Here is a 26,283-nt window from a genome sequence, read left to right as displayed (position 1 = left end):
GAGAAAAGCCCCAGGTCGATAATATCAACCCGAGGCCAACTCTAACGCCCAACAACGTTAGGTTAGCTTCTTACTCGCCGCGAGGCAAGGATAAGGAGGCATAATGCCAAACAGAGGAGATATCGTAAAACTGGTCGTTATCTGTACCACCGTAATCTTGTTGGTATGGATAACGCGCAGCAAGCTTTGTGAGCTGCGCATTCGATCGGGCAACACGGAGGTTGCGGCCATTTTGGCCTACGAATCCGAACGGTAAGGCAACCCAACGGCGGGGGCCTGCTCCCGCCCGTTGGTTGTAAGCGTATACCCGTCGTCTTTCAAGTCGCAGCGTTGTTACCTGCACTATCTCACCCCAGTCACTTACAAAAACGTAAGCTCCTGGGGATGAGATAGCTTGGTGCCTAGCTGTGCCGTACAGGGATGTACAAATGCCGTGAGCGCAGGGATGCGCAAGAGCGGCCAACTTGAAATCCATAGGGTATAGAGATCTACGAGCACCCATCTACAAACGAAAACGGCGAGCCTCAGGCTCGCCGTTGTTACGTCTAACGCTCAGGCTTACTTCAAACCAGCCGCTTCACGCAGTTGGGCTGCCTTATCGGTCGCTTCCCATGGGAAGTGTTCGCGGCCAAAGTGGCCGTAAGCTGCGGTTTCACGGTAAATCGGTTGCAGCAGGTCCATCATTTGGATCAGGCCATATGGGCGCAGATCGAAGAACTCACGCACCAGCAGGGTCAGTTGCTCGGTCGAGATCTTCTCGGTGCCGAAGGTTTCCACCATGATGGAGGTTGGTTCTGCCACGCCGATAGCGTAGGACACCTGGATCTCACAGCGATCTGCCAGACCCGCGGCCACGATGTTTTTTGCCACGTAGCGTGCAGCATAGGCCGCAGAACGGTCAACTTTGGAAGGATCCTTGCCGGAGAATGCGCCGCCACCGTGACGGGCCATGCCGCCGTAGGTATCAACGATGATTTTACGGCCGGTCAGACCACAGTCACCCATTGGGCCACCGATAACAAAACGGCCGGTTGGGTTGATGTGGTATTTGGTGCCTGCGGTCAGCCACTCGGCTGGCAGTACCGGCTTGATGATCTCTTCCATCACCGCTTCTTGCAGATCTTTCAGCGCGATATCATCGGAATGCTGGGTTGACAGCACCACGGCATCGATGCCGACGATTTTGCCATCGTCATACTGGAACGTGACCTGGCTTTTGGCGTCTGGGCGCAGCCAAGGCAGGGTGCCATTTTTACGCACTTCGGCCTGGCGTTGAACCAGACGGTGGGCGTAAGTGATTGGCGCAGGCATCAACACGTCGGTTTCATTCGAGGCATAACCGAACATCAGGCCCTGATCGCCAGCACCTTGCTCCAGCGGATCGCTACGGTCGACACCCTGGTTGATATCCGGTGACTGTTTACCGATGGCGCTCAATACGGCACAGGAGTTGGCATCAAAGCCCATATCGGAGTGGACATAGCCAATTTCACGCACGGTTTTACGGGTGATCTCTTCGATATCGACCCAGGCGCTGGTGGTGATCTCGCCGCCAACCAGCACCATGCCGGTTTTCACGTAGGTTTCGCAGGCTACGCGGGCTTTTGGATCCTGTTCCAGGATGGCATCAAGAACGGCATCCGAGATTTGATCGGCAATTTTATCCGGATGTCCTTCGGAAACAGATTCGGACGTGAAGAGGTGTTTAGCCATGGTGTTCTTTACCTTGCAAAAGACGGGTTGGAAATTACTGCACAGCGCTGGAGATCCGGGCATCAAAGCGAAGGGTCTTCCGCTGATGGCGAGATGCATCCTGCAACGCCCCTCAGGCAAAGCCGTTAAGCAGTTTATCGGTTAATCAGTATAGATGGATTAACATCTGGACGTCTATTTTAGGTCAGCCTTTAGCCGGATTGCCAGCAATTTTTTGCTCTAACGCTCTTTTGGGCAAACCGCTTGCCGCCATTTTCATCGCTTGAAACAGTTTCTGGCGAATTTTCATTTTGCATTTTGCCCGGGGGTCCGGTATAAACTGCGCGCGCGGTTCATTTGGTGCACAGCGTGTTGCAGAAAATTGAAACTTTCTGTAAACCCGGCAACGCCGCGCCATGATCTACCGTAGGTACCCAATGATGGGGCCGCCGCTTCATTGAACGTTCACGTTCTTATACTATATAGAGGCTTTGTCGTTCATCGCGAGCGGCATGCGTGGAGGTGGTTGGATTAATGATCCGTTGTCTACTGGTTGTTGGTTCTCAACAGCAGTGCCGTTCTGGCGCGCATTCTTGTGCTATTTCCCGTCTTGTCTCTACACCATCTACCCGATGTTACACACATCTGGGCGCCACTCAGGATTCTCGGGCCGGTTAACGGCTGTCTGAAGCACTGAACAAGGGTAGCCTGCAGCCAACTGTGGGATGATTCTTTACCCGATTCACGAGGTTTGAACAGGGTGTCTTACAATAAATCTATTGGGTATAAACCGATCGCTGACCACGAACGGCAGGTGAATTCACTGCTAAAATGGGGTGTTTCCGGGTTGTTCTCGCGGGTTGTAGCTGCGATAGTGGCTGACTATATCGTCAGTATGCAAGGTGAGGCGAGTAATGTCTGAAGATATGCCGATCCAACGCCCGTCAGTAGCGGGTGATAATTTATCTTTACGCTCCATGCAGGAGGTTGCCATGAATGATCGTAATGCCAGCAAGATGCTGCGCACTTATAACGTCGCCTACTGGGGCAACAATTACTTTGACGTCAATGAGCTGGGCCACATCAGCGTGTGCCCGGACCCAGACGTCCCGCATGCGCGCGTCGATCTCGCCGAGTTGGTGAAAGAGCGCCAAAAAGATGGCCAGCGCCTGCCAGCCTTGTTCTGCTTCCCGCAGATCTTGCAGCATCGCCTGCGTTCCATTAACGCCGCGTTCAAACGTGCGCGTGAATCCTTCGGCTATGAAGGTGGCTACTTCCTGGTTTACCCGATCAAGGTTAACCAGCACCGTCGCGTCATTGAATCACTGGTCAACTCCGGTGAACCACTGGGGCTGGAAGCCGGTTCCAAGGCGGAACTGATGGCGGTACTGGCCCATGCCGGTATGACCCGCTCGGTGATCGTCTGTAACGGCTACAAAGACCGTGAATATGTTCGTCTGGCGCTGATTGGTGAAAAGCTGGGGCACAAAGTGTACCTGGTGATCGAGAAAATGTCGGAAATCCAGATGGTGCTGGAAGAAGCTGAGCGCCTGAATGTCGTACCACGCCTGGGCGTACGTGCCCGCCTGGCGTCACAAGGGGCAGGTAAATGGCAGTCGAGCGGTGGCGAGAAATCCAAGTTCGGTCTGGCCGCCATTCAGGTATTGAAGCTGGTGGAGACCCTGCGTGAAGCGGGCCGCCTGGATAGCCTGCAACTGCTGCATTTCCACCTGGGTTCTCAGTTGGCCAATATTCGCGATATCGCCACTGGCGTACGTGAGTCTGCGCGTTTCTATGTCGAGCTGCATAAGCTGGGCGTAAACATTCAATGTTTCGACGTAGGTGGCGGCCTGGGTGTGGATTATGAAGGCACCCGTTCGCAGTCCGACTGTTCGGTCAACTACGGCCTGAATGAATATGCCAACAACGTGATTTGGGGGATCGGTGATGCCTGTAATGAGCATGGCCTGCCGCATCCAACGGTGATCACCGAGTCTGGCCGTGCCGTAACTGCCCACCATACGGTGCTGGTTTCCAACGTTATTGGCGTTGAGCGCAACGAATTCTGTGAGCCGGTTCCTCCGGTCGAAGATGCGCCGCGCGCGCTGGAAAGCATGTGGGAAACCTGGCAGGAAATGAACGAGCCGGAAAACCGTCGTTCGCTGCGTGAATGGCTGCACGATAGCCAGATGGATCTGCACGATGTGCATACCCAGTATGCCCATGGCATGTTGGATCTGACCAAGCGTGCCTATGCCGAGCAGCTGTATCTGAATATCTGCAACAAGATCCAGCAGCAGCTCGATCCGAGCAATCGCGCGCACCGGCCAATCATTGATGAATTGCAGGAGCGGATGGCGGACAAGTTCTACGTCAACTTCTCACTGTTCCAGTCGATGCCGGATGCCTGGGGTATCGATCAGCTGTTCCCGGTCTTGCCGTTGGAAGGCTTGGACAAGCCGCCGGAAGGCCGTGCGGTATTGCTGGATATCACCTGTGACTCCGATGGCACCATCGATCACTATATTGATGGTGACGGCGTAGCCACCACCATGCCGATGCCACCGTACGATCCGGAAAACCCGCCTCTGCTGGGGTTCTTCATGGTTGGTGCCTATCAGGAAATCCTGGGCAATATGCACAACCTGTTTGGTGATACGGCGTCGGTGGATGTGTTTGTGTTCCCTGATGGCAGCGTAGAAACCGAGCTGTCTGATGAAGGCGATAGCGTAGCCGACATGCTGGAATACGTGCAGCTCGATCCGATCGCGCTGCTGGCTAAATTCCGCGATCAGGTGAAAGAAACCGATCTCGACGCGGAGTTGCAGGCGCAATTTGTCGAAGAGTTCGAGGCTGGTCTGTATGGCTATACTTATCTTGAAGATGAGTAAGTTATGCCGATAGGCTGACATACTTCCTATCCAGGGGCGCGGCAGAGGCTGCGCTCCTTCATTTTTCCCTCTTAGCCCGTACTCCGCCAAATTAGAAATTCCATTTAAACTTTCAACGTACTAATGCAGCGTTCCCAGTTATCACAAATTTGTGAACTCTCCGTGAGGATTTGGTCACGACTTTCTCTGTAGTTTGTCATTGTCGGTGAATAGCACCAGAGGTAACGATGATGATCAACAGACGGTATTTTATTCTGGGTGGCGGGGCACTCTCTGTGGCCTATGCCGTGGGCCTGCTGCCTGCCCTTTTTTCTCGTTCGGCGATGGCGGAGTCGTTTGCCGTCAACTATACCGCAGAACAATGGCGGCAACGGCTCTCTGCCAGCCAATATGCGGTTTTGCGCGAGGAAGGCACAGAGCCCCCTTACAGCAGCCCGCTTAACGATGAGCACCGCGATGGTCAGTTTGCCTGTGCGGGTTGCCAGCAGGCGCTGTTTTCTTCCCACACCAAGTTTGACAGCCATACCGGCTGGCCCAGTTTCTGGCAACCCCTCGAACAGGCGGTGGCGACGCGTAAGGATCGAACGCTGGGCATGGTTCGCGAAGAGGTGCATTGCAGCCGCTGCGGCGGGCATTTGGGGCACGTATTTGACGATGGTCCGCAACCCACCGGTTTGCGCTACTGCATGAATGGCATCGCCATGCTGTTCACGCCAAGCTCTGCCTAACCAGAATAGTGAGGAATAACATGAGAAACGTAGACAAAACGCTGCCATCGCTTGGTAAATACGGCATATGGGGTGCGATATTGGTTGCCGCCGGATTCTGTTTGCAGAGCGTGGCCTGGCCACTGGGTGATGCCGAGGCGGCGGTAGCGATCCCTGCGCCGGTAAAAGACGAAGCGCCGACGACATCGCGCTCGGAAACCGCGATCTTTGCCGGCGGTTGTTTCTGGGGCGTACAAGGGGTGTTCCAACATGTTAAAGGTGTGACCAATGCCATATCCGGTTATACCGGAGGTGCGGCACAAACGGCTAATTATGAGGCCGTCAGTGGAGGGGATACCGGCCATGCAGAGTCGGTGCAGGTCACCTTTGATCCACAGCAGATTACCTATGGCCAACTGCTGCAAATCTATTTTTCGGTAGCACACAACCCAACCGAACTCGATCGCCAGGGGCCGGACAGTGGCACGCAATACCGCTCAGCCGTTTTCCCACTGACGGCGTCACAACAGCAGGTTGCCAAGGCTTATATTGCACAGTTGGATGCCAGTAAACGCTTTGCCAAACCGCTGGTGACCCGCATTGAGGAGAATGGCCATTTTTATCCTGCCGAGGCTTACCACCAAAACTATCTCACCCTTAACCCGGATCAGCCCTATATCGTGGTGAATGATTTGCCGAAGGTAAAACAGTTACAGCAGTTGTTCCCAACGCAATATCGTACAGATCCGGTGTTGGTGAAATAACAACAGTCTCTGTTGTAATATATTAGCCAGGGGAGTTCTCCCAGTAGCCTCAAGCTATCTCCCCGGAGATGGTTTTTACTTATTTATTTTACTTTATTAATCAACTAATAATACTTGATGGTGTTGTTGAGTTGTTCTGTTTATTTTGGTAATTTCATTGTTAAAGAAAACCTCTGTTCAAAAATCAAGTAAATAACAATCTGTCACCTTTAATTAAATCACTAATGCTCAAGTGTCGATTGATAATAATCGCTATTAATTTCATTTACAGGGAACGGTAATATTTATGGTTAATAATAGATTGCCAGAACAACGTTATATCGTCGTCAAGACGATTAAATTGGCTGATCCAATCACGTGACGCGTCTCTACCGCCAGGCCTATTTTGCCGCCCAGGCCACGCGAGCCGAAGGGGGGATTTTGATTTCCCCCAGCCCGGATATGACGCTTTATGCCTGTGCCAGCGTGCTGTTGGTGGCTGCATTAATCGCTTTTTTAATTGGCGGCGAATATACCCGTAAAGCCCGTCTGGAAGGTGTTGTGATGCCTTCAACCGGTGTCGTCAAAGTGGTTGCGCGTACGCAAGGGCGGGTTGAGGCCTTGCTGATTAAAGAAGGCGATGAGGTTGCAGCAGGCCAATTACTTTATCGGCTAAGTGGTGAACGCTATGACGGCCAGGGTTTGGCCACCTTGGCGACGCTGAAGAACTCCCTGGCGCAGCAGTATCAGATGCTGGTACAGCAACAGCATCAGGAGGTTGCCGCCAATACCCTGCAGATACAGGGATTACGGCAGCGTGCAGGGCAATTGAAGGATGAACTGCGCAGCGCCGATGGGGCTCTGAAACAGACGCTGCGCCAGGCGGCACTAACCCGCTCGATGATGGAGCGTTATCAACGTTTGGTTCGCCAGAAGTATGTCTCCGAGCTTGAGTATCAGCAAAAGCAGATTGAACTGGCGGTCGCGGAAGGTTATGTCGAAAACCAGCGGCAGGTGCAACAGCGTCTAAAGCGTGAGTTGACCTCGGTTGAAACGGAGCAGGGAAGTTTGTTGCAACAGGGGCAAAGCCGCCGGGCGGAGCTGGACCGGTTACTACAAGGGATCAGGCAGCAACAGATAGAGCTGCAATCGCAGGAGGAGAGCACGCTGGCCGCTCCGGTGGCTGGGCGTGTTGCTGCAGTGTTGGTCAAGGCGGGGCAAACGGTCAACCAAAATGAGCCGCTGTTAACGTTGGTGCCACAGGCGGCCCAAATGCAGATTGAGCTGTATGCGCCGAGCAAGTCCGTTGGGTTTATCAAACCTCATCAGCGCGTTGGGCTGCGTTTCGCGGCCTATCCCTATGAAAAATTTGGCGTGCAGTATGGCACCACGCGGGAAGTGACCCGCATCAGCCTCAGCCCGACAGATGTCATGCCACATAACCCGGTGGTATGGAAAGAAAACGAGGGGCATTACCGGGTGATTGTCGTGCCAGATAAACCCAGCGTGACCGTGTATGGCCGTCAGGAATTACTGCGCACCGGCATGGTAGTGGCCGCAGATATCGAGCTGGACAAGCGGCGGCTGTACGAATGGCTGCTGGAACCGTTATGGAGCCTGCAAGGTAAAATATAGCCATGGAATGGACCGAGCATTTGCACCTGAATTTGCATTGGCACCGCCGCTTGCCGTTGATCCGTCAAACCGAGTCGGCGGAATGTGGAGTAGCCTGCCTGGCGATGGTCGCCGGTTGGCACGGTTACCGTATTGATCTGCCCAGCCTGCGTGCAAGATTCAGTGTTTCGATGCAGGGCATGACTTTCGCGCATTTGATGGAGTGCGCTCAGATCCTGAAATTGACAGGGCGTGCGGTACGTTTAGAGCTGGAGGAGCTCAGCCAACTGGCCGTACCCTGCATTTTGCACTGGGATCTCAACCACTTTGTGGTGCTTAAACGGGTCCGTGGCAACGAGCTCGAACTGCACGATCCGGCACGCGGGGCGGTTAACATGTCGTTGGTACAGGCTAACCGTCATTTTACCGGCGTCGCGCTGGAACTGACGCCAACCCATGACTTTGAGCAGCGTGACGAACGCAAGAAAGTGCGCCTGACCGAATTGGTTGGTAAGACCGTAGGGTTGAAGCCTGCGCTGGCGCGCATTTTCTGCTTTGCCCTGGCGTTGGAAGTCTTGGCCTTGCTTAGCCCGCTGATCAATCAGATCGTGATCGATGAAGTCCTGGTGGCGCTGGATGATAGCCTGCTGGTGCTGATCGTCATTGCCATGTTGCTGATGAGTGCGACCCAGACGTTGATTGGCCTGGCCCGGCAATGGGCCACCATCACCATGGCGGTCAATTTCAATATGCAGTGGACGGCCAACGTGTTCCACCACCTGTTACGTCTGCCGATCGACTGGTTTGAGAAGCGTGACATTGGTAACGTCAGCGCCAAGTTTGATGCGGTCGATACCATTCAGGATACGCTCACCACCAGCATCCTTGAGGCGCTGCTGGACGTATTGCTGGTGGTCGGTACCTTGGGCATGATGTTGCTCTACAGCGTGTCATTATCCATGCTGGCGCTAGTTGCAGCGCTGATTTATGGCTTATTACGCGTGCTATGGTTTCGCACCCTGCGCCGGGCGGCGGAGGACAGTTGGACGGCGGGTACCCTGGAATCAAGCCACTTTCTGGAAACGCTGCATGGCATGCTTAGCCTGCGGGTTAACGGGGCGCTGGCCCAGCGGGAATCGGCCTGGCGTAACCTGAATATCGCCAGACGCAATAGCCAACTGCGTGAGCATAAGCTGGCCATCGGCTACGACATCATTAACCAGGTCATCGGTAGCCTGGTGGGCGCGGCGGTGCTGTGGTTTGGTGCCAATTCGGTGCTGTCGGGCTCGTTTTCGATCGGCATGCTGGTGGCATATATGTCATTTCAAGGGCGTTTTTCCGCCAGCATCAATGGCCTGATCGATAAGGCATTTGCCTGGCGCATGCTGGATGTCTATAACGAACGGCTGGCAGATATTGTGCTGACCCAGAAGGAGGGCGGCGCTCAGGCGGCAGAATCTCTTAGCGTAGCTTTCCCCGCGCAGAGAGAGGATCACCCGGTGGTGGAACTGGAAAATATCACCTTCAGCTACGGCCAGGGAGGTAACGCTATCCTGGCGGGAGCGGCGTTGCGAATCATGCCTGGGGAGGTGGTGGCGTTGGTAGGCCGCTCCGGCTGCGGGAAAACCACCCTGGCGAAGATCCTGCTGGGGCTTTACCCGCCAACGGCCGGGCGGTTGCAGGTGTTTGGCATCGATCATCATCATGCGGGCTATCGGCAGGTTCGCCAAATGATCGGCGCGGTGATGCAAGAGGATCGGCTATTCCGTGGGGCAATACTCGATAACATCACCTTTTTCTCTCAACACAGCGATCTGGATTGGGCGCAACACTGTGCTCAACTGGCACAGCTGCATGAGGATATCATCGCGTTACCGATGGGCTACCAGACGTTGATTGGGGAAATGGGGAATTCGTTATCGGGGGGCCAAAAGCAGCGCCTGCTGTTGGCCCGGGCATTATATAAACGCCCAAGGTTACTGATCCTGGACGAGGCAACCAGCCATCTTGATGTCACCAACGAAGTCCTGATCGGCAGCACTTTGCGCAATCTGGGTCTAACCATCATACTGATCGCTCACCGGCCAGAGATGATAGCCTCTGCCGATCGAGTGGTCGAACTCGTCGCCGGAAGGCTGGTTGCCCCTTCTTCTGCATCTGCTGACAACGGGCACCTTGAAGAGTGAACCAATTGCGGCGATAATCTACCCATTGAAACAGACATCGAATAAATCCCTTTCTCGTCGGGCTAACGACGCGGGAGGGATTTTTTTTTGCTACCGCCCAAGCGTCCGGCTACGGGCGAACCGTTGAAAAATGAGGGTAAATATGAGTACCTTAGGCCATCAGCCCGATAATTCCTTAGTGTCCAACGCCTTTGGTTTCCTGCGCTTTCCGCTGAATTTTATGCCTTACGATAGCGATGCAGAGTGGGTGATCACCGGTGTTCCTTTTGATATGGCTACCTCCGGCCGCGCCGGTGGGCGTCATGGCCCTGCGGCGATCCGTCAGGTTTCTACCAATCTGGCATGGGAAGGGGCGCGCTGGCCGTGGAACTTTGATCTGCGCGATCGTCTGAACGTGGTCGATTGTGGTGACGTGGTATTCAACTTTGGTGATGCCCAGGATATGAGCGACAAACTGCAGGCGCACGCAGAAAAACTGCTGGCAGCCGGCAAACGCATGCTCTCTTTCGGCGGTGACCACTTCGTTACGCTGCCGCTGCTGCGCGCGCATGCCAAGCATTTTGGCAAAATGGCGCTGGTGCATTTCGATGCCCATACCGATACCTATGCCAACGGCAGCAAGTTTGACCACGGCACCATGTTCTTCCATGCGCCGAACGAAGGCCTGATCGATCCAAATCACTCCGTGCAGATCGGTATCCGTACCGAGTTCGATCGTGACAACGGTTTCACCGTACTGGATGCTGCACAGGTTAACGATCGCGGCGTGGACGATCTGCTGGCGCAGATCAAACAGATCGTTGGCGATATGCCGGTTTATCTGACCTTCGATATCGACTGCCTGGATCCGGCTTTCGCACCTGGCACCGGCACCCCGGTGATCGGCGGCCTGACCTCCGATCGCGCCCTGAAACTGGTGCGTGGTATGCAGTCGCTGAACATTGTCGGCATGGATGTGGTAGAAGTGGCTCCGGCTTACGACCAGTCTGAGATCACCGCACTGGCTGCGGCGACGTTGGGTCTGGAAATGTTGTATCTGCAAGCGTCCAAAAAGCAGGCATAGTCAGATTGCTGGATGGGGAGGGGCGCTGTATGCTGCGCCCCGAATCTCCCGCACCCCATCATGAAAATATTGCCGTGAAGATAAAGTGTATTTCGCGTTTACGGAGGAACCGTGCTGACTAAACAATCTATACGCCTCAACAAATATATTAGCGAGAGCGGCATCTGCTCGCGTCGCGATGCCGATCGTTACATCGAACAGGGCAATGTTTTTATCAACGGTAAGCGCGTAGCGCTCGGCGATCGGGTATTCGCTGGCGATGTGGTCAAGGTTAACGGGCAGCTGATTGAACCCCGTAACGAAGACAACCTGATTTTTATTGCGCTGAACAAGCCGGTGGGTATCGTCAGCACCACCGAAGACGGTGAGAAAGACAATATTGTCGATTTCGTCAACCACAGTACCCGTGTCTTCCCGATTGGACGCTTGGATAAAGACTCGCAGGGGCTGATCTTCCTTACCAACCACGGCGATCTGGTGAACAAGATCCTGCGTGCCGGTAACGATCACGAGAAGGAATATCTGGTCACGGTTAACAAACCGGTGACCGACGATTTTATCCGTGGTTTGGGTGCCGGAGTGCCGATGCTGGGCACGGTGACCAAGAAATGCAAGGTGAAGAAAGAAGCCCCCTTTGTGTTCCGTATCGTGCTGGTGCAGGGGCTTAACCGCCAGATCCGCCGCATGTGTGAACATTTTGGATATGAGGTGACCAAGCTGGAGCGCACCCGCATCATGAACGTGGGCCTGTCTGGGCTGCCGTTAGGGGAATGGCGCGATCTGACGGACGACGAACTGGTTGAGTTGTTTAAGTTGATCGAGGACTCGTCCTCAGAGGCCAAACCGACCAAGAAAGCGGCCAAACCCAAGCCTGCGGTGAAAAAACCGTCGAGCGGCGGGCAGAAAGCCGCAGATAAAGCGGGCAGCCAAGCACCAGCGCGTAAGCGTTTTGCTCAGCCAGGGCGCAAAAAGAAAGGGCGCTAAGTCGGCGTTTTCTGCCAATCACTGCTGATTAAACGGCCTCAGTCTTGATGACTGGGGCCGTTTTGCTTTGTTTTCACCCCCAGTGCATTTTTTCGTGATCCACTCCGCAGTTGTAACTTTAAAATAACCAATCATTAACATTCTTCCCTTTGCTGGCTTGACGAAAGATTCGCCATATCTATAGTGACTGTATTAAATAAGAAACTGAGTTTCATATATGAAACAATCAGATAGAGGACAGAAGCAATGAGCTGGAAGAACGTGTGCGAAGTGTCTCAAGTTAAAGAAGATTTTCCTTTCTCCGCCAATATTGAGGGAAAAGAGGTCGGCGTCTATTTGATCGACGGTCAATATTACGCGCTGGAAGACGTCTGCCCACATGCCTATGCCTTGCTCAGCCAAGGGTTTGTTGATGACGGAAAAGTGGAGTGTCCACTGCACGAAGCGGTGTTCGATGTGCGTAGCGGCCAATGCCTGCGCGAACCCGGTGGCCGTGATCTGCAAACCTACCCTACCCGGGTGATCGACAATCAAATCCAAATCACCTTTATCGCGGAGGAATAAGCATGCAGCACATTACCGATTTCAACCCTTGGCTGCCGGATACCCAACAGGTGATCCCGGCGCGTGAGGGCGGCAACGGCCAAATCCACCAACCCGGCCAGTTTCAGAATGTGATCTGGCAAACCCGGGCACGCGTGCCTGATGGGTTTGAAACCTCGTTGGTGGCCGCGCTGGAAGAGATCTTCGAGCAAGGGGCTGAGGAGCTGGAGCAGATCGTCAGCGCGCTCAATCAGCGTCGCCTGTTCGATCGCAGTGGTCAGCCATGGAATGAAGCCACGTTCCGCGAATTCCTACACGTCAACGGTTTCTGAGCCGCACAGGGAGAAGGACAATGACAGCAAACACAACATCCTCCGCGCAGACGGTACAAGACTATCTGGATCAGGGCCTGCGCGGTATGTGGTACCCGGTATTGGCCAGTTGGGAAGTGGGTAACAACCCGGTGGGCATCACCCGTCTTGAACAACAGATCGTGGTGTGGCGCGATAAACAAGGGGCGATCCACGCACTGGAAGATCGTTGCCCGCATCGTGGCGCGCGCCTGTCGATGGGCTGGAACCTTGGCGATCGTATTGCCTGCTGGTATCACGGCGTTGAAGTGGGTGGCGATGGCGAAGTTAAAGATGTGCCAGCGGTGGACCGTTGCCCGCTGGTGGGGCAGAAATGCCTGAAATCCTACCCGGCGAAAGAGGCTTACGGTGCGGTGTTCCTGTATTTCGGCGTCACCGCCGACGAACAGCCTGCCGAACTGAGCTTCCCGCAGGAACTGGCGGATGAGGCCAATTACAGTAGCTTCCTGTGTACCGCCAGCTGGGACTGTAACTATCAATACGCATTGGAAAACGTGATGGATCCGATGCATGGCACCTACCTGCACTCTTCATCACATTCGATGGCGGAAGGGGATCGCAAGGCCGATATGGCGCTGGAACCTACCGACAGCGGTTTCATCTTTAAAAAGAACGGCCAGATTGGCGTGAACTTCGACTGGGTCGAATTTGGCAGCAGCGGTGCCTATTGGATGCGCCTGTCGATCCCTTACAAAAAGCGTTTTGGGCCGGGCGGCCACTTCTGGATCATCGGTATGGTGGTGCCGGAAGATAAAGATCACTGCCGGGTATTCTTCTGGCGTATCCGCAAAGTGAAAGACTGGCAGCGTGACGCATGGCGTTTTATGTACCGCAACCGTCTGGAAGAACTGCACTGGGACGTACTGGAGCAGGATCGCATCGTGCTGGAGAACATGGCACCGAACGCGCGCGGTCGTGAATACCTGTATCAGCATGACGTGGGCCTCTCCCGCCTGCGCCGTATGATGCAGAAAGAGGCACAAAAGCAGCTGGCAACGCTCAGCGAGCTGGAGGCGGCACAGTGAGCGGCTTGCTGGCAGGAAAGCGTATCGTAGTCACCGGAGCGGCGCGTGGGCTGGGGCGCAGCTTTGCCGCTGCGGTGGCTCAGGCCGGGGCCAGCGTAGTGATGTGCGATATCCTGGCGGAGGAGTTGCAGGACAGCGCCGCCAGCCTGCGTGAGCAGGGGGCACAGGTTGAAGCTCAGGTTATCGATCTGGCTTCACCACAATCCATCACTGCGGCGTTCAGTGCGATTGCCAAGGGCGGCGCGATCGACGGGCTGGTGAACAACGCCGCGATGGCAACCGGTGTCGGTGGCAAAACCATGATGGAATACGACATTGAGCTGTGGGACAAGGTCATGCAGGTCAACGTGCGGGGGACCTGGTTGGTGAGTCAGGCGGCGGTGCCATTATTAGCCCAAACGCCGCACGCCAAAATCGTCAATGTTGCCTCGGATACCGCCTTGTGGGGCGCGCCGAAACTGATGGCCTATGTGGCGAGCAAAGGGGCGATCATCTCGATGACCCGCTCCATGGCGCGCGAGCTGGGGCCGCAGGGCATCTGCGTCAACGCCATTGCACCGGGCCTGACGCGCGTTGAAGCCACCGAATACGTCCCTGCCGAACGGCATCAGCTTTACGAGCAAGGCCGGGCACTGGCAGGCGCACAGCATCCGGACGATGTAACCGGTAGCGTGCTCTATCTACTGTCGCCGCTGGCGGATTTTGTCACCGGCCAACTGATACCGGTCAACGGTGGTTTTGTGTTTAACTGACCGCCTGACGGACAGGCAAACATTTAGGAGCAGCACATGGCAGACGACCAAGCGTGTAAATATCTGATCCCGGGGCTGGATCGCGGGTTACAACTGCTGCTGGCCTTCGGCGAGCAGCATAAGGAAATGACCTTTGCAGAATTACATCGCCTGGTCGATATGCCAAAGGCAACCGCCTACCGCGTGGTGCAAACGCTGGAGCATCTGGGTTTTTTGGAGCGCAATCCGCGCACCAATACCTTTGCGTTGGGGATCAAAGTGCTGCGTCTGGGCTTTGAATATATCGCCTCGCTGGACGTGGCCCAGGCTGGTCAACCGGTGATCGAGCAATTGCGCGATCGCAGTCAATGCAGCAGCCATCTGGCGATCCGCGATGGGCATGATGTGATCTATATCGCCCGCGTCAGCGCGGCTGGCTCGCAGATCAACCAGGTCAGCGTGGGTACCCGTTTACCGGTGCACCGTACCTCGCTTGGCCGGATGCTGCTGACCAGCACCAGCCGGGAAGAGTTTGAACGCCTGTTCCCGCATGAAGCCTTGCCCGATGCGGCTCCAGGGACACCGGCCAATCGCGAAGCGCTGTGGCAGATGGTGCAGCAGGATAAGGCCCGTGGCTATGTGATTGGCGAATCCTTCTACCGCCACGGCATTTCCTCGATCGTCTATCCGATCTTTAACCGCGAGCAGCGGGTGGAAGCGGTGGTCAGCATTATGGTGCCGTCCGATGAGATCCCAAAGGCCGATCGCGAGCGGTTGCGCATGGAAGTCCGGGACGCTGCGGTGAAAATTTCCGGCCTGTTGGGCGCGCCACCGCAGGCTAACGTCGGCTAACTAGCCAAACGCTTTGTTGTCTGGGCGAAGCTATTCGCCCATTACGAGGCTGTGTCCCTCAATTGCACGTGAGCGCCGCTGGAGGTCATTTGGACGCGTAGCAAGGCACGAGCCGTGCAGTTTGGTGGGCCCAAATAAGCGGGGAGAAACGCAGATACGCGTTCAAATGGCCCCAGCCCGAAGGGTCGCGCCCCAAAAGCCCGTACTCAGCGTTGTCGGGCTTGAACTTGGTCCACCAGGCCCTGCACCCTCCGCCTTGATTACGGGCTTTTGGGACTGCGACGGCACCACGTTCAATTGAGGGACACAGCCTTATAACTCAGGCAGGGATAAGACTCATGAGCTTCATGGGCCGGGGTCGATCATGCCTGAAAAACGCATTCAGCGAGAACGTGAGGCACAATAATGAGCATAACCGGAATCGAAAAGCTGGAATTTGGCGTTGAAGATCTGCCAACGTGCGAAAAGTTTATGCAGGACTTCGGTCTGCAACCGACGCTACAGCATTGGGGCGAACCGCGCCGTGAATTTACCACGTTGAGCGGGGCTAGCGTGGTGCTGTATCCGCAAGACAGCGAGGTCTTACCGGCCGCGTTTGAGGCAGGTTCGACCTTGCGCCGTATGACCTGGGCAGTTGAAAGCCCTGCGGCACTGGCTGCGTTGCAACCCCTGTTGGCGCAGATGCCTGGCTTTCGCCACGTCGGCGAAGAGTTGGAATGCCGCGATCCCAACGGTATGACGCTGCGTTTTGCCGTTACTGCGCAGCAACCGGTGGAGCTGCCCGTTTCGCCGATCAACCAATGGGGCGATGTACGCCGCATCGACCAGCCTAGCCCGGTTTATGCCAAAGCCGAGCCGGTCAATATTGGCCACGTAGTGTTCTTCGTTGAGGATTTGGCTGCTACCGAACGCTTCTACTGCGATCTGCTTGGTTTCCAGGTTTCCGACCGCTATATCGATCGCGCCGTCTTCCTGCGCACCCAGGCACGCGGTGGCCATCACAACCTGTTCCTGCTGAAACTGCCTAACCGCCCACGGGGCCTGAACCATGTCGCCTTCACCGTACGCGATATCCATGAAGTGATCGGCGGCGGCATCGCGATGAATAAAGGGCAGTGGAGCACCTTTATAGGCCCAGGCCGCCACCCGATCTCCTCGGCTTATTTTTGGTACGTCAACAGCCCGACCGGCGGAGCCTTTGAGTATTACACCAATGATGACTACCTGACGGAAAACTGGCAGCCGCGTGAGCTGGAGCATTCGCTGGTGTCGTTTACCGAATGGGCGGTCGAAGGCGGTATCGATCACGATACCCGCCGCCAACATAAGAAGCCGGGGGCGGTATGAGTCAACCAACCCGTGCAGGCATTGTCATTATCGGCGGCGGCCAGGCCGGTGGTTGGGCAGCGAAAACGCTGCGCGATCGCGGTTATAGCGGCAAGCTGTCGGTGATCAGTGACGAGCCTTATGATTTTTACGAACGCCCACCGCTCTCCAAGGCGGCGCTGTTGGATGGCAATGCGCCACTCAGCCGCCTGTTCAGTGAAGAGGTGGTGGCCGGGATGAATATCGATTGGCACCGTCCGCTACGTGCCGAAGCCATCGACGGGCAGCAGCAAATCGTCACGCTCAGCGACGGCAGCCAGCTGCAGTTTGATCAACTGCTGATTGCGACCGGTGGCCGACCACGCCTGCCTGATGCGAACTGGGCCAAGCACCCGCGAGTGATGACACTGCGTTCCTGGGATGATGCGGCACGCCTGCGCCAGGGCCTACAGCAATGCCAAAAGCTGGCGATTGTGGGTGGTGGCTGGATCGGGCTGGAGATTGCCGCCTCTGCCCGCAAGCTGGGTGTTGACGTGACGGTGTTTGAGCGCCAAGCCGCGCTGTGTATGCGTAGCGTAGGGGCTAGCGTTTCCCAGGCATTGTTGGAACTGCATCAACAGCAAGGCGTCACCGTGCGTTGCGACTGCGGCGAAATCACGCTTGAAGATCGCGAGGGTGAAGCCTGGATTGGCAGCGCCAGCAGTGCTGCGCAGCCCTTCGACCTGGTGGTCGTTGGCATTGGCGTTGAACTGAATCTGGAACTGGCCCACAGCGCCGGGCTGAAGCTTGAGGGCGGGATCGTCGTAGATGGGCAAGGGCGTACCAGCCACCCGGCCATTTTTGCTGCAGGCGATGTTGCGCGCCATCCCACCCTCGGCCTGTGTCTGCAATCCTGGGCCTACGCACAGAATCAGGCGATCAGCACCGCTTGCGCGATGTTGGATGCGTTTGCCGCACCTTACGATGATGTTGCCTGGCTGTGGTCGGATCAATACGACGCCAATATCCAAATCCTGGGCGTCCCTACCGGCGGCGTTCACCAGATAGTGCGCCGTACGCCGCAGTCAAAACTGTTCTTCACCCTGAATGCCGATCGGCAACTGGTGCAACTGGTGGCGTTTAACGACGCGCGCACCATCAAGCTGGGTAAACGCTGGCTGGCCAGCGGCCGGGTACTGGATCCGCAGCAACTGGCGGATGTGGAATTTTCTCTGATGGCGTTGAAATAACGCCCGACCCAAAGGGAGCGTTTTATGACTACGCAAGATATTGACGCCCGCAGCGGTCGGGTGGGGGATGCTGTTGCCGAAAATTCGCCAACCAGCGTGCGTTGGTCGGTGCCGGCAGCCCTGTTTGCCTGCGTGTTGCTGGCGTTTTTCGACAAGATCAGCATTGCCGCGCTGTTTTCTGACCACGAGTTTCAGCAGGCGATGGGCATCGGCTTTGATCCCACCCGGCTCGGGCTGCTGATGAGCGCCTTTTTGTTCTCCTACGGCTTCTCTTCGATGCTGTTGAGCGGCATTGGCGATCGGCTCAATCCGGTCAAGGTGCTGATTGGCATGATGGTGACCTGGGGCGTACTGATGGTGCTGATGGGGATGACGCGCTCTTATCACACCATGATGACGCTGCGTATCCTGCTGGGCATCGCCGAAGGGCCGCTGTTGCCAATGGCCTATGCCATCGTGCGCCAGGCTTTTCCGCAACGTCTCCAGGCGCGAGCCACCATGCTGTGGCTGCTGGGAACCCCGATTGGCGCAGCACTGGGCTTCCCGGTCACGCTGTTCATTCTCAGCCGCTTTAACTGGGAAACCACCTTCTTCTTTATGGCGTTTCTGACCGTGCCGGTGATGTTGTTGGTGCTGTTTGGTATGCGTCACCTTAACGTGGCACGTCCGGCGGCCAGCACCACCAGTAAACCGGCCGTTGCCGAGCGTAAACAGCTGCGCCGCGAACTGTTCAGTACCCCGCATTTCTGGATGATTTGCCTGTTTAACATCGCTTTTCTCACCTACCTATGGGGCATGAACGGCTGGCTGCCGAGCTATCTGATCGAAGGGAAAGGCATTCATCTGGAGCACGCCGGATACCTGTCGTCACTGCCGTTTATTGCCATGTTGCTTGGCGAGGTGGTGGGGGCCTGGCTGTCGGACAAGATGGATCGCCGCGCATTGGCCTGTTTCATCTCGCTATGCGGTGCCGGGATCGGTTTGGGTGTCGTTCTGTATATGCAGGGCACCTACAGCGTGATCGCCGCCATGTCCTTCAGCACCTTTATGTGGGGAGCCGGCGCGCCAAACATCTTCGCGCTGTTGGCCAAGGCCACCAGTAGCCGGGTGAGCGCTACCGCTGGTGGGGTGTTTAACGGGTTGGGTAATTTTGCCGGCGCATTGGCACCGGTGCTGATGGGGGCTCTGATCGCCGCCACCGGCAATATGGATAACGGTTTGCTGTTCCTGGTGGTGATGGCCTTTGTTGGCTGCGCCATTCTGCTGCCGTTACTGAATAAGTATTGATGCAACGAAGGAGAGACAACATGTCCCAGGTTGAGAATAAAGCCGGCATCAAGCCGCAGGATCTGACGATGGAAAACTGGGTGGAATCGCGTATCGCCCGTTTTGAAGGCCGTAAATATGACTGGAACGCGCTGAAGTTCCAGGCCGATTACGATCCGAAGTACCGCCGTGCGCAGATGCGCTATATCGGCACCGGTGCCACCGGCGTCGTCAGCGACACCAACACCATTCCTGCGGGGAACTTTACCTTCTCCACCATGGTGCTGCCGTCGAAATGTGAAGGGCCATTGCACCTGCATGACGACGTTGAAGAAGTGTTCTTTATGCTCAAGGGCAAAATCACGCTGATGATCCAGGACGGTGAAGAGTATTACGAAACCATCCTGAAAGAGCGCGATCTGATTTCTGTCCCGGCGGGGGTTTATCGCGGTCTGTTCAATCACGGCGAAGAGGAAGCGCTGATGTGCGTGATGCTCGGTACTGCCAAGCCGGAAACCCCGACTTACCCGGCCGATCATCCGTTGTCAAAAGTGAAGCGTAACTGATGAACAGCTTACCGGAACGCCAGCAGGCGGATTGTGGAGGCCAGCGGCTGAGTTGGCGTGAAGCCGGGCATGGCCGGGCAGTAGTGCTGCTGCATGGCATCAGTTCCGGTTCTGCTTCGTGGGTGAAGCAGTTCAGCGATCGCGCCCTGACCGACGGCCACCGCCTGATTGCCTGGGATGCTCCGGGTTATGGCGGTAGCGCAGCGCTGGCACAGGCACAGCCAGATGCTGCCGCTTATGCCAACGCGCTGGTGGAGCTGATTGCCGAGTTGCAGTTGCAACAGCCGCTGATCGTGGGGCATTCGCTCGGTGCGTTGATCGGCAGTGCCTTTGCCGCTGCCAACCCGGATGGGTTGAGTGGACTGGTACTGGCCGACCCGGCTCAGGGTTATGCCACTGCGCCGCTGGAAAAACGCCAGCAGGTGTTTGGCCAACGCAAACAGATGATCGAAACGCTTGGCCCACAGGGCTACGGTGAACAGCGTGCGGCAGCATTGCTGCGTGACGATGCGGAACCACAGGATATTGCCTGGGTACGCAGCGGTATGCAGCAACTTGATCCGGCCGGTTTTCTCAGCGCCGCCTGGATGTTGGCCAATGACGATATCAACCGCTACCTGGTGCGCTATCGCGGCCCGTTACAGGTGTGGTGTGGCAGTGTCGATCGCATCACGCCACCGCAGGGGGCCGCAACGTTGGCGCAACAGCATGATGCGACAATGCGTCTGATTGATGCAGCGGGGCATGCCAGCTATCTCGATGCGCCAGCGCGGTTTAACCGCTATTTGCAGGACTTTACGGGGGCAATCCAACCATGAATTTTCAGATTGAACGGCGAGTGGCGGTGGTCACCGGAGGATCCTCGGGGATCGGTTTTGAAACGCTGCGTCTGTTGCTGGCTGAAGGGGCGAAAGTCGCTTTCTGTGGCCGCAATCAGGACAAACTGGCCAGCGCCGAGGCTAGCCTGCGTGAAGAGTTCCCGCAGGCGGAGATCCTGGCGTTACGTTGCGACGTGCTCGACGCCGAGCAGGTTGCCAAGTTTGCCGAGCAGGTCAGCACGCATTTTGGCGCAGTGGATATGTTGATCAACAACGCCGGGCAGGGGTTTGTGGCGCATTTTGATCAAACACCGCGCGAAGCCTGGTTGCATGAGGCAGAGCTGAAACTGTTCGGGGTGATCAATCCGGTGCAGGCCTTTTTACCGGCGTTGGAGCGCTCGGATATCGCCTCCATTACCTGCGTTAACTCACTGCTGGCTCTACAGCCGGAAGAGCACATGATTGCCACCTCGGCAGCCCGTGCCGCGTTGCTCAACATGACGCTGACCTTATCGAAAGAGCTGGTGAGCAAAGGGGTCCGCGTCAATTCCATCCTGCTGGGCATGGTGGAGTCGGGCCAATGGCGGCGGCGCTTTGCCGAACGCCAGGATCAACAACAAAGCTGGGAACAGTGGACGGCGGCGATTGCCGAGCGGCGTGGCATCCCGATGGGGCGTTTGGGTAAACCGCAGGAACCGGCGCGGGCGCTGCTGTTTTTAGCCTCCCCCCTGGCCTCATTTACCACCGGTGCGGCGCTGGACGTTTCCGGCGGTTTCAATCGCCATCTCTGACGGGACTGAAAAGATGAAGAAGATCATGATGATTGGCTATGGCGCGATGGCAAAAGAGGTGCTGGCGCGCCTGCCGGAGGGCGTGGCAGTCGGTTGGATCGTGGCTCGGGAAACACATCATGCCGAGATCGACGCAGCGTTTGCCGGACAGGTGCAGGCGCTGACCCATCCTGACCAGTGTACCGAGCAACCAGATTTGGTGCTGGAGTGTGCTAGCCAGCAGGCGGTCGCCGAGTTTGGTGAGGCTATCGTTAAGCGTGGCTGGCGGCTGGCGGTGATCTCTACTGGCGCCCTGGCCGATGCCGCATTGCAACTGCGTTTGCAGCAGGCCTGCTCACGCTACCACGGGCGGCTGATCGTGCTGTCTGGGGCGGTGGCAGGTATGGATGGTCTGGCTTCGGCGCGGGAAGGCGGGTTGGACAGCGTGACCTACCAGTCCAGCAAAAGCCCGGCCAGTTGGCGCGGCAGCCCGGCGGAAAAGCTGATTAATCTGGATGCCGTCAGCGAAGCGCAGGTGTTCTTTGAAGGATCGGCACGTGAAGCCGCAAGCCTGTTCCCGGCCAACGCCAACGTAGCGGCCACCATTGCGCTGCATGGCTTGGGGATGGATGCCACGCGGGTACGCTTGCAGGTAGATCCTCATACTCAACGTAATACTCACCGCCTACAGGTGTGTGGTCAGTTTGGCGAGTTCCAGATTGAGCTGTGCGGCACCCCGTTGGCCAGCAACCCGAAAACGTCAACGCTGGCGGCGCTGAGTGCGGTACAAGCCTGCCGCAGTTTGGTGGACGGCGGTTTTATTGCCTGAATGGCAGGAGCAAAGCATGGAAACATTAAAGATTTTTCTTGCCGGCCGCTGGTGCGAAGGGCGCGGCGAAGAGATGAGTTCAGTTTTCCCGGCGGATGGCAGCGTGAATGCTCGCCTGCGAGCGGCCAACGTCGAGGATGTGAATGAGGCGGTTGCGGCGGCAGAAAAAGCCTGGCGCGAGCCGAGCTGGCGTGGATTGGTGCCGCATCAGCGCGCGGCGATCCTGCATCGCGTCAGCGATTTGATTACTGAACAAGTGGAAGCCCTGGCGCAGCTGCAAACCCGTGACAATGGCAAACCGCTGGCGGAAACCCGTGGTCTGGTCATGAGTGCGGCGGCCACGGCTCGCTATTTTGCTGCCGCCTGCGAGGTGTTGGAGGGTGAGCTTCCCACCCAGCGTAACCGTGATGCGATGACGCTAAGCCAGTATCAGCCGCTGGGTGTGATAGCGGCGATCACGCCGTGGAACTCACCGATTGCCAGTGAAATGCAGAAGGTGGCTCCGGCGCTGGCGGCAGGGAATGCGGTGGTACTGAAACCGGCAGAAGCCACGCCGTTAATGGCGCTGAAACTGGCCGAACTGTTTGAGCAGGCAGGTTTGCCTGCCGGATTGCTCAGCGTATTGCCGGGCAAGGGCTCGGTGATTGGTGAAGCCTTGGCTCGCCATCCGTTGGTGAAAAAGATCTCCTTCACCGGCGGGACCTCCACTGGCCGTCATTTGGCACATATTGCCGCAGAAAAACTGATCCCTACATCGTTAGAGTTGGGGGGCAAGTCGCCCACCATCGTGCTGGAAGATGCGGATCTGGAACAGGCGGCGCGTGGCATCTGTTACGGCATTTTCAGCTCGGCCGGGCAGGCATGTATCGCCGGTTCACGGTTGTTTGTGCACCGCTCGCTGTATCAGCCGCTGTTGGCCCGTTTATGCGAGCTGACCGCCGGGCTACGTATTGGTAACCCGCTGCAAGCCGGTGTCCACCTCGGCCCGCTGATCAGCGACAAGCATCGCCAGAGCGTGGCGGACTACGTGGCCTTGGCCCAGCAGGAAGGGGGCCGGGTGCTCATTGGCGGTGAAGCTCCTGCCGATCCGCAGTTGGCTCAGGGCAGCTATTACCTGCCAACCATTATTGAAGGGCTGAGCAACAGTGCTCGCACCTGCCAGGAAGAGATCTTTGGCCCGGTGCTGGTGGTGATGCCGTTTGATGATGAACAGCAGTTGATCGAACAGGCCAACGACTCGATCTATGGCCTGGCTGCCGGGATCTGGAGCCGTGATTTTGCCCGCTCGATGGCGCTGGCGGAACAGCTGGAAACCGGCACCGTCTGGATCAATACCTACAAGACATTCTCGATTTCCACACCGTTTGGTGGCTTTAAACAAAGCGGCCTGGGGCGCGAAAAGGGCCTGCATGGCATCCAGGCCTATATGCAGCAAAAGAGTTTGTATCTCTCCCTCAGCAATCAGCCTAACCGCTGGAGCGACTGACGTACCCTACGATCAAAGACAATAAGAAGGCAGACGATGAGCGAAAAAATTACGGTTGGTGAGGCGATAGCCCGAACGTTGGAACAGTACGAGGTGGCGGCAATGTACGGCATCATCTCGATCCACAATCTGCCGATTGCCGATGCCGTTGGGCAGCGTGGCGCGATCCGTTTTGTACCGGCGCGCGGTGAGGCAGGTGCTGTAACCATGGCCGATGCCCACGGGCGCTTTTCTGGCTTGGGGGTGGCGCTGACAAGTACCGGTGCCGGAGCGGGTAACGCCGTCGGTGCGATGATTGAAGCGCTGAATGCCAATACGCCGCTGTTGCATATCACCGGGCAGGTAGAGAAAGCCTACCTGGATGCGGATGCCGGGTTTATCCATGAAACCAAGGATCAACTGGGCTTCCTGCGCGCCTGTTCTAAACAGGCTTACCGGGTGAACTCGCCGGAGCAGGCGGTCGCGGTGATCCAGCGTGCCATTCTGGATGCGCAGACCGTGCCTTGTGGCCCGGTGGCGGTAGAGATCCCGATCGATATTCAGAACAGCCTGGTCCCCGCCAGCCTGGTAGGGAAGGTGGTACTGCCTCCTGCGTTGCCTGCTGCGGATGAAGCAGCGGTTGAACGTCTTTATCAGCTAGTAAAACGCGCCAGACGTCCATTGCTGTGGGTTGGTGGTGGTGCGCTGGCCTGTCGTGAGGCGGTGAAACAGTTGGCGGATGCCGGTGTGGTAGTGATCTCCAGCACCCATGGGCGTGGGATTTTACCGGATAGCCATCCGCGCAGCCTGCGGGCCTTCCACAACTCACCAAGCGTTGAGGCGATCCTGACGCAGTGTGATTTGACGCTGGTGGCCGGTTCCCGCCTGCGGAGTAACGAAACTCGTACCTGGTCACTCCCTCTGCCGCGTCCGCTGGTACAGATTGATATCGATCCGGCAGCAGCCAACCGCAATTATCTGGCGGATGAACAGGTTTATGGCGACTGTTCCGCCTTACTGAGTGCGCTGGCAGCACGCCTGGCCCCCGGCGAGAAAGTGAATGCCGAGTGGGATGCCGAGATTGGCCGCGCGGTTGAGTTGGCCGAAACGGCGCTGCGCCAGCAGTCTGGTGAATATGCCAAACTGAACGATGCCATCGCCGCCGCGCTGCCGCAGGATGGCCTGCTGGTACGTGATATCACCGTTTCTGGCAGTGTATGGGGTAGCCGCCTGTTCCGGGCCATCTCGCCTTTATGCAATATTCACTCGCTGGCAGGAGCGATCGGCATGGGGTTACCGATGGCGATCGGCACAGCCATTGCCAACCCGCAGCGTAAGGTAGTTGGCTTGGTCGGGGACGGCGGTTTGGCGCTGGGCCTGGGGGAACTGGCAACCATGGCGCAGGAACAGGCCAATATCACCTTGCTGATCATGAACGACGGCGGTTATGGCGTGATGCGTGGCATTCAGGACAAGTATTTCTCTGGACGCCAGTATTATAACGAACTGCATACCCCGGCGTTCTGCCAGGTAGCAGAGGCGATGGGGCTGAAAGCTTGGAAAGTAAGCGATGCTGCGCAGTTTGGCGGCGTGCTGGCGGAGGCGATTAATTACCCTGGGCCATCGGTGGTAGAGGTTGATATGAAAAGCGTTGGGCCGTTGACCTTCGCTGGCCCACCGCAGAAGCTGTACTGATTGCTTACTCGGTTCCCTCTCTCCAGAGGCGTACTCCCAAGAGAGGGAACATAGCGTTACTTACCAGCGGCGATGCGATCGCGAATGTGCTTGGCACGGGCTTCGGAAGTTGGGTGGCTGTCAAACATGCTGCTTTCATGACCACCGTCTAATTTCGCCAGTTTATCGAAACTGGTAGCCAGACCTTCTGGATTGATGCCGCGTTTCTTCAGCAGATCGAACGAGTAATCATCCGCTTCACTTTCCTGTTTTTGTGAGAACTGGGCATTGACCAGTTTTTCGCCCAGATCGGCCAACTGCGACTGAGACAGTGAGGCTGCTACGCCGCCAGCTGAAGATGCTGCGGTACGTAATGCCACTGTCCCATAAGCGACCTGCATGGCTTTACGAGTGTGGCCCAGCGCAACGTGGCCCATTTCATGGCCCAGTACGCCTTCGACTTCGTTATCATCCATCATGTCCATCAGACCGCTGTAGACGCGGATACAGCCGTTGGCCATCGCCCAGGCATTGACGTCTTTGGTCACGTAAACCTTGTAGTTTGCAGGGGTACCGTTGATGTTATCCCCCAACGCGGCGGCAATCTTGTTCAGGCGCTTGGTATAGTCGCTGCTTGCTGGCGCGATTTGCTCCTTGCTATCCATCTCTGCACAGGATTTATCACTGAGTGCCTTGACGTCGCTATCGCTCAGCGTCGCTGCCTGGTAGGCCTGGGCGCCGGATTGTAGTAGGGTATCGGTATTAAGGTTTTGACAGCCGCTCAATAAAGCAGTAATGCTCAGTGCAATCAAAGAAGTACGGATTTTCATCGTTCTATCGTCCTGTGATAGTTAAGGGGGGATCTGCTGCCATTATTCTGCGCATAGCCTAGTGTACGGCAGGCTTGGCCGAAATAGCTATATTCCGAAATGTGTCCC

At 56.6% G+C, this 26,283-nt stretch carries 26 protein-coding genes; 24 read left to right on the top strand and 2 right to left on the bottom strand.

Annotated features, from left to right (window positions below; translation table 11 throughout):
* Positions 1-103: 103 nt before the first annotated feature.
* Entirely contained in the window at positions 104-256 is a 153-nt protein-coding gene (locus AC6HVW_RS06255) for a Hok/Gef family protein (RefSeq protein ID WP_024484362.1), read from the top strand.
* A gap of 302 nt (positions 257-558) precedes the next feature.
* On the opposite strand, the gene metK is transcribed toward AC6HVW_RS06255, so the two are convergent.
* Entirely contained in the window at positions 559-1,713 is a 1,155-nt protein-coding gene (gene metK / locus AC6HVW_RS06250) for a methionine adenosyltransferase (RefSeq protein WP_021806239.1), read from the bottom strand.
* Between metK and AC6HVW_RS06245 the strand changes: the two genes are divergently transcribed.
* The 23 genes from AC6HVW_RS06245 (at position 1,712) to AC6HVW_RS06135 (ending at position 25,366) form a co-directional block, all read left to right on the top strand.
* A complete protein-coding gene (locus AC6HVW_RS06245; protein WP_021179752.1) occupies positions 1,712-1,858 on the top strand; it encodes a hypothetical protein in 147 nt (48 codons plus the stop codon). The two genes, metK and AC6HVW_RS06245, sit on opposite strands and share 2 nt — an antisense overlap.
* Positions 1,859-2,226: 368 nt before the next feature.
* A complete protein-coding gene (gene yqgG, locus AC6HVW_RS06240; protein WP_418337646.1) occupies positions 2,227-2,370 on the top strand; it encodes a small protein YqgG in 144 nt (47 codons plus the stop codon).
* Positions 2,371-2,606: 236 nt separating this feature from the next.
* A complete protein-coding gene (speA, locus tag AC6HVW_RS06235) occupies positions 2,607-4,583 on the top strand; it encodes a biosynthetic arginine decarboxylase (protein ID WP_021806238.1) in 1,977 nt (658 codons plus the stop codon).
* 227 nt (positions 4,584-4,810) lie between these two features.
* Positions 4,811-5,311, top strand: a complete 501-nt coding sequence (gene msrB / locus AC6HVW_RS06230; RefSeq protein WP_226906451.1) for a peptide-methionine (R)-S-oxide reductase MsrB — start codon at positions 4,811-4,813, stop codon at positions 5,309-5,311.
* Between the two features lie 20 nt (positions 5,312-5,331).
* Positions 5,332-6,054 (top strand): peptide-methionine (S)-S-oxide reductase MsrA, encoded by a 723-nt coding sequence (gene msrA, locus AC6HVW_RS06225; RefSeq protein WP_071681970.1) that lies wholly within the window; start codon positions 5,332-5,334, stop codon positions 6,052-6,054.
* A 357-nt stretch (positions 6,055-6,411) separates the two neighbouring features.
* Positions 6,412-7,668, top strand: coding sequence for an HlyD family secretion protein (locus AC6HVW_RS06220; RefSeq protein WP_071681968.1), 1,257 nt, complete (start codon positions 6,412-6,414; stop codon positions 7,666-7,668).
* Between the two features lie 2 nt (positions 7,669-7,670).
* Positions 7,671-9,833: a peptidase domain-containing ABC transporter gene (locus AC6HVW_RS06215; protein ID WP_071681966.1), complete on the top strand. Its 2,163-nt coding sequence runs from the start codon at positions 7,671-7,673 to the stop codon at positions 9,831-9,833.
* A gap of 142 nt (positions 9,834-9,975) precedes the next feature.
* Positions 9,976-10,896 carry an agmatinase gene (speB, locus tag AC6HVW_RS06210; protein ID WP_021179757.1) on the top strand — a complete coding sequence of 307 codons (921 nt, stop codon included), beginning with the start codon at positions 9,976-9,978 and terminating at the stop codon, positions 10,894-10,896.
* 111 nt (positions 10,897-11,007) lie between these two features.
* The gene (rluF, locus tag AC6HVW_RS06205) at positions 11,008-11,880 is read left to right on the top strand and encodes a 23S rRNA pseudouridine(2604) synthase RluF (protein WP_071681964.1); all 873 of its coding nucleotides are present in this window, start codon (positions 11,008-11,010) and stop codon (positions 11,878-11,880) included.
* A 246-nt stretch (positions 11,881-12,126) separates the two neighbouring features.
* Positions 12,127-12,444 (top strand): Rieske (2Fe-2S) protein, encoded by a 318-nt coding sequence (locus AC6HVW_RS06200; protein ID WP_021179759.1) that lies wholly within the window; start codon positions 12,127-12,129, stop codon positions 12,442-12,444.
* A gap of 2 nt (positions 12,445-12,446) precedes the next feature.
* Positions 12,447-12,755: a recombinase-like helix-turn-helix domain-containing protein gene (locus tag AC6HVW_RS06195; RefSeq protein ID WP_024484370.1), complete on the top strand. Its 309-nt coding sequence runs from the start codon at positions 12,447-12,449 to the stop codon at positions 12,753-12,755.
* A 20-nt stretch (positions 12,756-12,775) separates the two neighbouring features.
* On the top strand, positions 12,776-13,819 hold the full coding sequence (locus tag AC6HVW_RS06190) for a Rieske 2Fe-2S domain-containing protein (RefSeq protein ID WP_071681962.1): 1,044 nt from the start codon (positions 12,776-12,778) through the stop codon (positions 13,817-13,819).
* Positions 13,816-14,571, top strand: a complete 756-nt coding sequence (locus AC6HVW_RS06185) for an SDR family oxidoreductase (RefSeq protein WP_059201723.1) — start codon at positions 13,816-13,818, stop codon at positions 14,569-14,571. Before AC6HVW_RS06190 ends, AC6HVW_RS06185 begins: the two co-directional genes overlap by 4 nt.
* Before the next feature lie 36 nt (positions 14,572-14,607).
* Positions 14,608-15,402: an IclR family transcriptional regulator gene (locus AC6HVW_RS06180; protein WP_021806232.1), complete on the top strand. Its 795-nt coding sequence runs from the start codon at positions 14,608-14,610 to the stop codon at positions 15,400-15,402.
* A 405-nt stretch (positions 15,403-15,807) separates the two neighbouring features.
* On the top strand, positions 15,808-16,749 hold the full coding sequence (locus AC6HVW_RS06175; protein WP_071681961.1) for a VOC family protein: 942 nt from the start codon (positions 15,808-15,810) through the stop codon (positions 16,747-16,749).
* Positions 16,746-17,957, top strand: a complete 1,212-nt coding sequence (locus AC6HVW_RS06170; protein WP_071681959.1) for an NAD(P)/FAD-dependent oxidoreductase — start codon at positions 16,746-16,748, stop codon at positions 17,955-17,957. The genes AC6HVW_RS06175 and AC6HVW_RS06170 overlap by 4 nt, the downstream gene beginning before the upstream one ends.
* Before the next feature lie 24 nt (positions 17,958-17,981).
* Complete coding sequence (locus AC6HVW_RS06165; RefSeq protein ID WP_021806229.1) at positions 17,982-19,244, top strand: MFS transporter; 1,263 nt, start codon at positions 17,982-17,984, stop codon at positions 19,242-19,244.
* A gap of 20 nt (positions 19,245-19,264) precedes the next feature.
* Positions 19,265-19,789, top strand: coding sequence for a cupin domain-containing protein (locus tag AC6HVW_RS06160; RefSeq protein WP_021806228.1), 525 nt, complete (start codon positions 19,265-19,267; stop codon positions 19,787-19,789).
* On the top strand, positions 19,789-20,607 hold the full coding sequence (locus AC6HVW_RS06155) for an alpha/beta fold hydrolase (RefSeq protein WP_071681957.1): 819 nt from the start codon (positions 19,789-19,791) through the stop codon (positions 20,605-20,607). The genes AC6HVW_RS06160 and AC6HVW_RS06155 overlap by 1 nt, the downstream gene beginning before the upstream one ends.
* Positions 20,604-21,398 (top strand): SDR family oxidoreductase, encoded by a 795-nt coding sequence (locus AC6HVW_RS06150; RefSeq protein ID WP_021806226.1) that lies wholly within the window; start codon positions 20,604-20,606, stop codon positions 21,396-21,398. The genes AC6HVW_RS06155 and AC6HVW_RS06150 overlap by 4 nt, the downstream gene beginning before the upstream one ends.
* A 13-nt stretch (positions 21,399-21,411) precedes the next feature.
* Positions 21,412-22,206 (top strand): aspartate dehydrogenase, encoded by a 795-nt coding sequence (locus tag AC6HVW_RS06145; protein ID WP_071681955.1) that lies wholly within the window; start codon positions 21,412-21,414, stop codon positions 22,204-22,206.
* Positions 22,207-22,222: 16 nt separating this feature from the next.
* A complete protein-coding gene (locus tag AC6HVW_RS06140) occupies positions 22,223-23,692 on the top strand; it encodes an aldehyde dehydrogenase (protein WP_071681954.1) in 1,470 nt (489 codons plus the stop codon).
* Positions 23,693-23,728: 36 nt separating this feature from the next.
* Positions 23,729-25,366, top strand: coding sequence for a thiamine pyrophosphate-binding protein (locus AC6HVW_RS06135; protein ID WP_021806223.1), 1,638 nt, complete (start codon positions 23,729-23,731; stop codon positions 25,364-25,366).
* A gap of 56 nt (positions 25,367-25,422) precedes the next feature.
* Here AC6HVW_RS06135 and loiP read toward each other — a convergent pair whose 3' ends face one another.
* Entirely contained in the window at positions 25,423-26,175 is a 753-nt protein-coding gene (gene loiP / locus AC6HVW_RS06130; protein WP_021179773.1) for a metalloprotease LoiP, read from the bottom strand.
* Between the last annotated feature and the right edge of the window lie 108 nt (positions 26,176-26,283).

Source organism: Serratia sp. NCCP-200, from assembly GCF_059697885.1.
This window is presented reverse-complemented; position numbering and strand designations above follow the sequence as displayed.

What these genes read in the sequence shown, in the direction of transcription:
- yqgG (WP_418337646.1), top strand. Translation starts at nt 2,227, where the DNA reads ATGATCCGTTGTCTACTGGTTGTTGGTTCTCAACAGCAGTGCCGTTCT.
- AC6HVW_RS06175 (WP_071681961.1), top strand. Translation starts at nt 15,808, where the DNA reads ATGAGCATAACCGGAATCGAAAAGCTGGAATTTGGCGTTGAAGATCTG.
- AC6HVW_RS06135 (WP_021806223.1), top strand. Translation starts at nt 23,729, where the DNA reads ATGAGCGAAAAAATTACGGTTGGTGAGGCGATAGCCCGAACGTTGGAA.
- AC6HVW_RS06160 (WP_021806228.1), top strand. Translation starts at nt 19,265, where the DNA reads ATGTCCCAGGTTGAGAATAAAGCCGGCATCAAGCCGCAGGATCTGACG.
- metK (WP_021806239.1), bottom strand. Translation starts at nt 1,713, where the DNA reads ATGGCTAAACACCTCTTCACGTCCGAATCTGTTTCCGAAGGACATCCG.
- speA (WP_021806238.1), top strand. Translation starts at nt 2,607, where the DNA reads ATGTCTGAAGATATGCCGATCCAACGCCCGTCAGTAGCGGGTGATAAT.
- AC6HVW_RS06200 (WP_021179759.1), top strand. Translation starts at nt 12,127, where the DNA reads ATGAGCTGGAAGAACGTGTGCGAAGTGTCTCAAGTTAAAGAAGATTTT.
- AC6HVW_RS06245 (WP_021179752.1), top strand. Translation starts at nt 1,712, where the DNA reads ATGGTGTTCTTTACCTTGCAAAAGACGGGTTGGAAATTACTGCACAGC.
- AC6HVW_RS06155 (WP_071681957.1), top strand. Translation starts at nt 19,789, where the DNA reads ATGAACAGCTTACCGGAACGCCAGCAGGCGGATTGTGGAGGCCAGCGG.
- AC6HVW_RS06215 (WP_071681966.1), top strand. Translation starts at nt 7,671, where the DNA reads ATGGAATGGACCGAGCATTTGCACCTGAATTTGCATTGGCACCGCCGC.
- speB (WP_021179757.1), top strand. Translation starts at nt 9,976, where the DNA reads ATGAGTACCTTAGGCCATCAGCCCGATAATTCCTTAGTGTCCAACGCC.
- AC6HVW_RS06255 (WP_024484362.1), top strand. Translation starts at nt 104, where the DNA reads ATGCCAAACAGAGGAGATATCGTAAAACTGGTCGTTATCTGTACCACC.
- AC6HVW_RS06140 (WP_071681954.1), top strand. Translation starts at nt 22,223, where the DNA reads ATGGAAACATTAAAGATTTTTCTTGCCGGCCGCTGGTGCGAAGGGCGC.
- AC6HVW_RS06165 (WP_021806229.1), top strand. Translation starts at nt 17,982, where the DNA reads ATGACTACGCAAGATATTGACGCCCGCAGCGGTCGGGTGGGGGATGCT.
- AC6HVW_RS06190 (WP_071681962.1), top strand. Translation starts at nt 12,776, where the DNA reads ATGACAGCAAACACAACATCCTCCGCGCAGACGGTACAAGACTATCTG.
- msrA (WP_071681970.1), top strand. Translation starts at nt 5,332, where the DNA reads ATGAGAAACGTAGACAAAACGCTGCCATCGCTTGGTAAATACGGCATA.
- msrB (WP_226906451.1), top strand. Translation starts at nt 4,811, where the DNA reads ATGATGATCAACAGACGGTATTTTATTCTGGGTGGCGGGGCACTCTCT.
- AC6HVW_RS06170 (WP_071681959.1), top strand. Translation starts at nt 16,746, where the DNA reads ATGAGTCAACCAACCCGTGCAGGCATTGTCATTATCGGCGGCGGCCAG.
- AC6HVW_RS06150 (WP_021806226.1), top strand. Translation starts at nt 20,604, where the DNA reads ATGAATTTTCAGATTGAACGGCGAGTGGCGGTGGTCACCGGAGGATCC.
- AC6HVW_RS06180 (WP_021806232.1), top strand. Translation starts at nt 14,608, where the DNA reads ATGGCAGACGACCAAGCGTGTAAATATCTGATCCCGGGGCTGGATCGC.
- AC6HVW_RS06145 (WP_071681955.1), top strand. Translation starts at nt 21,412, where the DNA reads ATGAAGAAGATCATGATGATTGGCTATGGCGCGATGGCAAAAGAGGTG.
- loiP (WP_021179773.1), bottom strand. Translation starts at nt 26,175, where the DNA reads ATGAAAATCCGTACTTCTTTGATTGCACTGAGCATTACTGCTTTATTG.
- AC6HVW_RS06195 (WP_024484370.1), top strand. Translation starts at nt 12,447, where the DNA reads ATGCAGCACATTACCGATTTCAACCCTTGGCTGCCGGATACCCAACAG.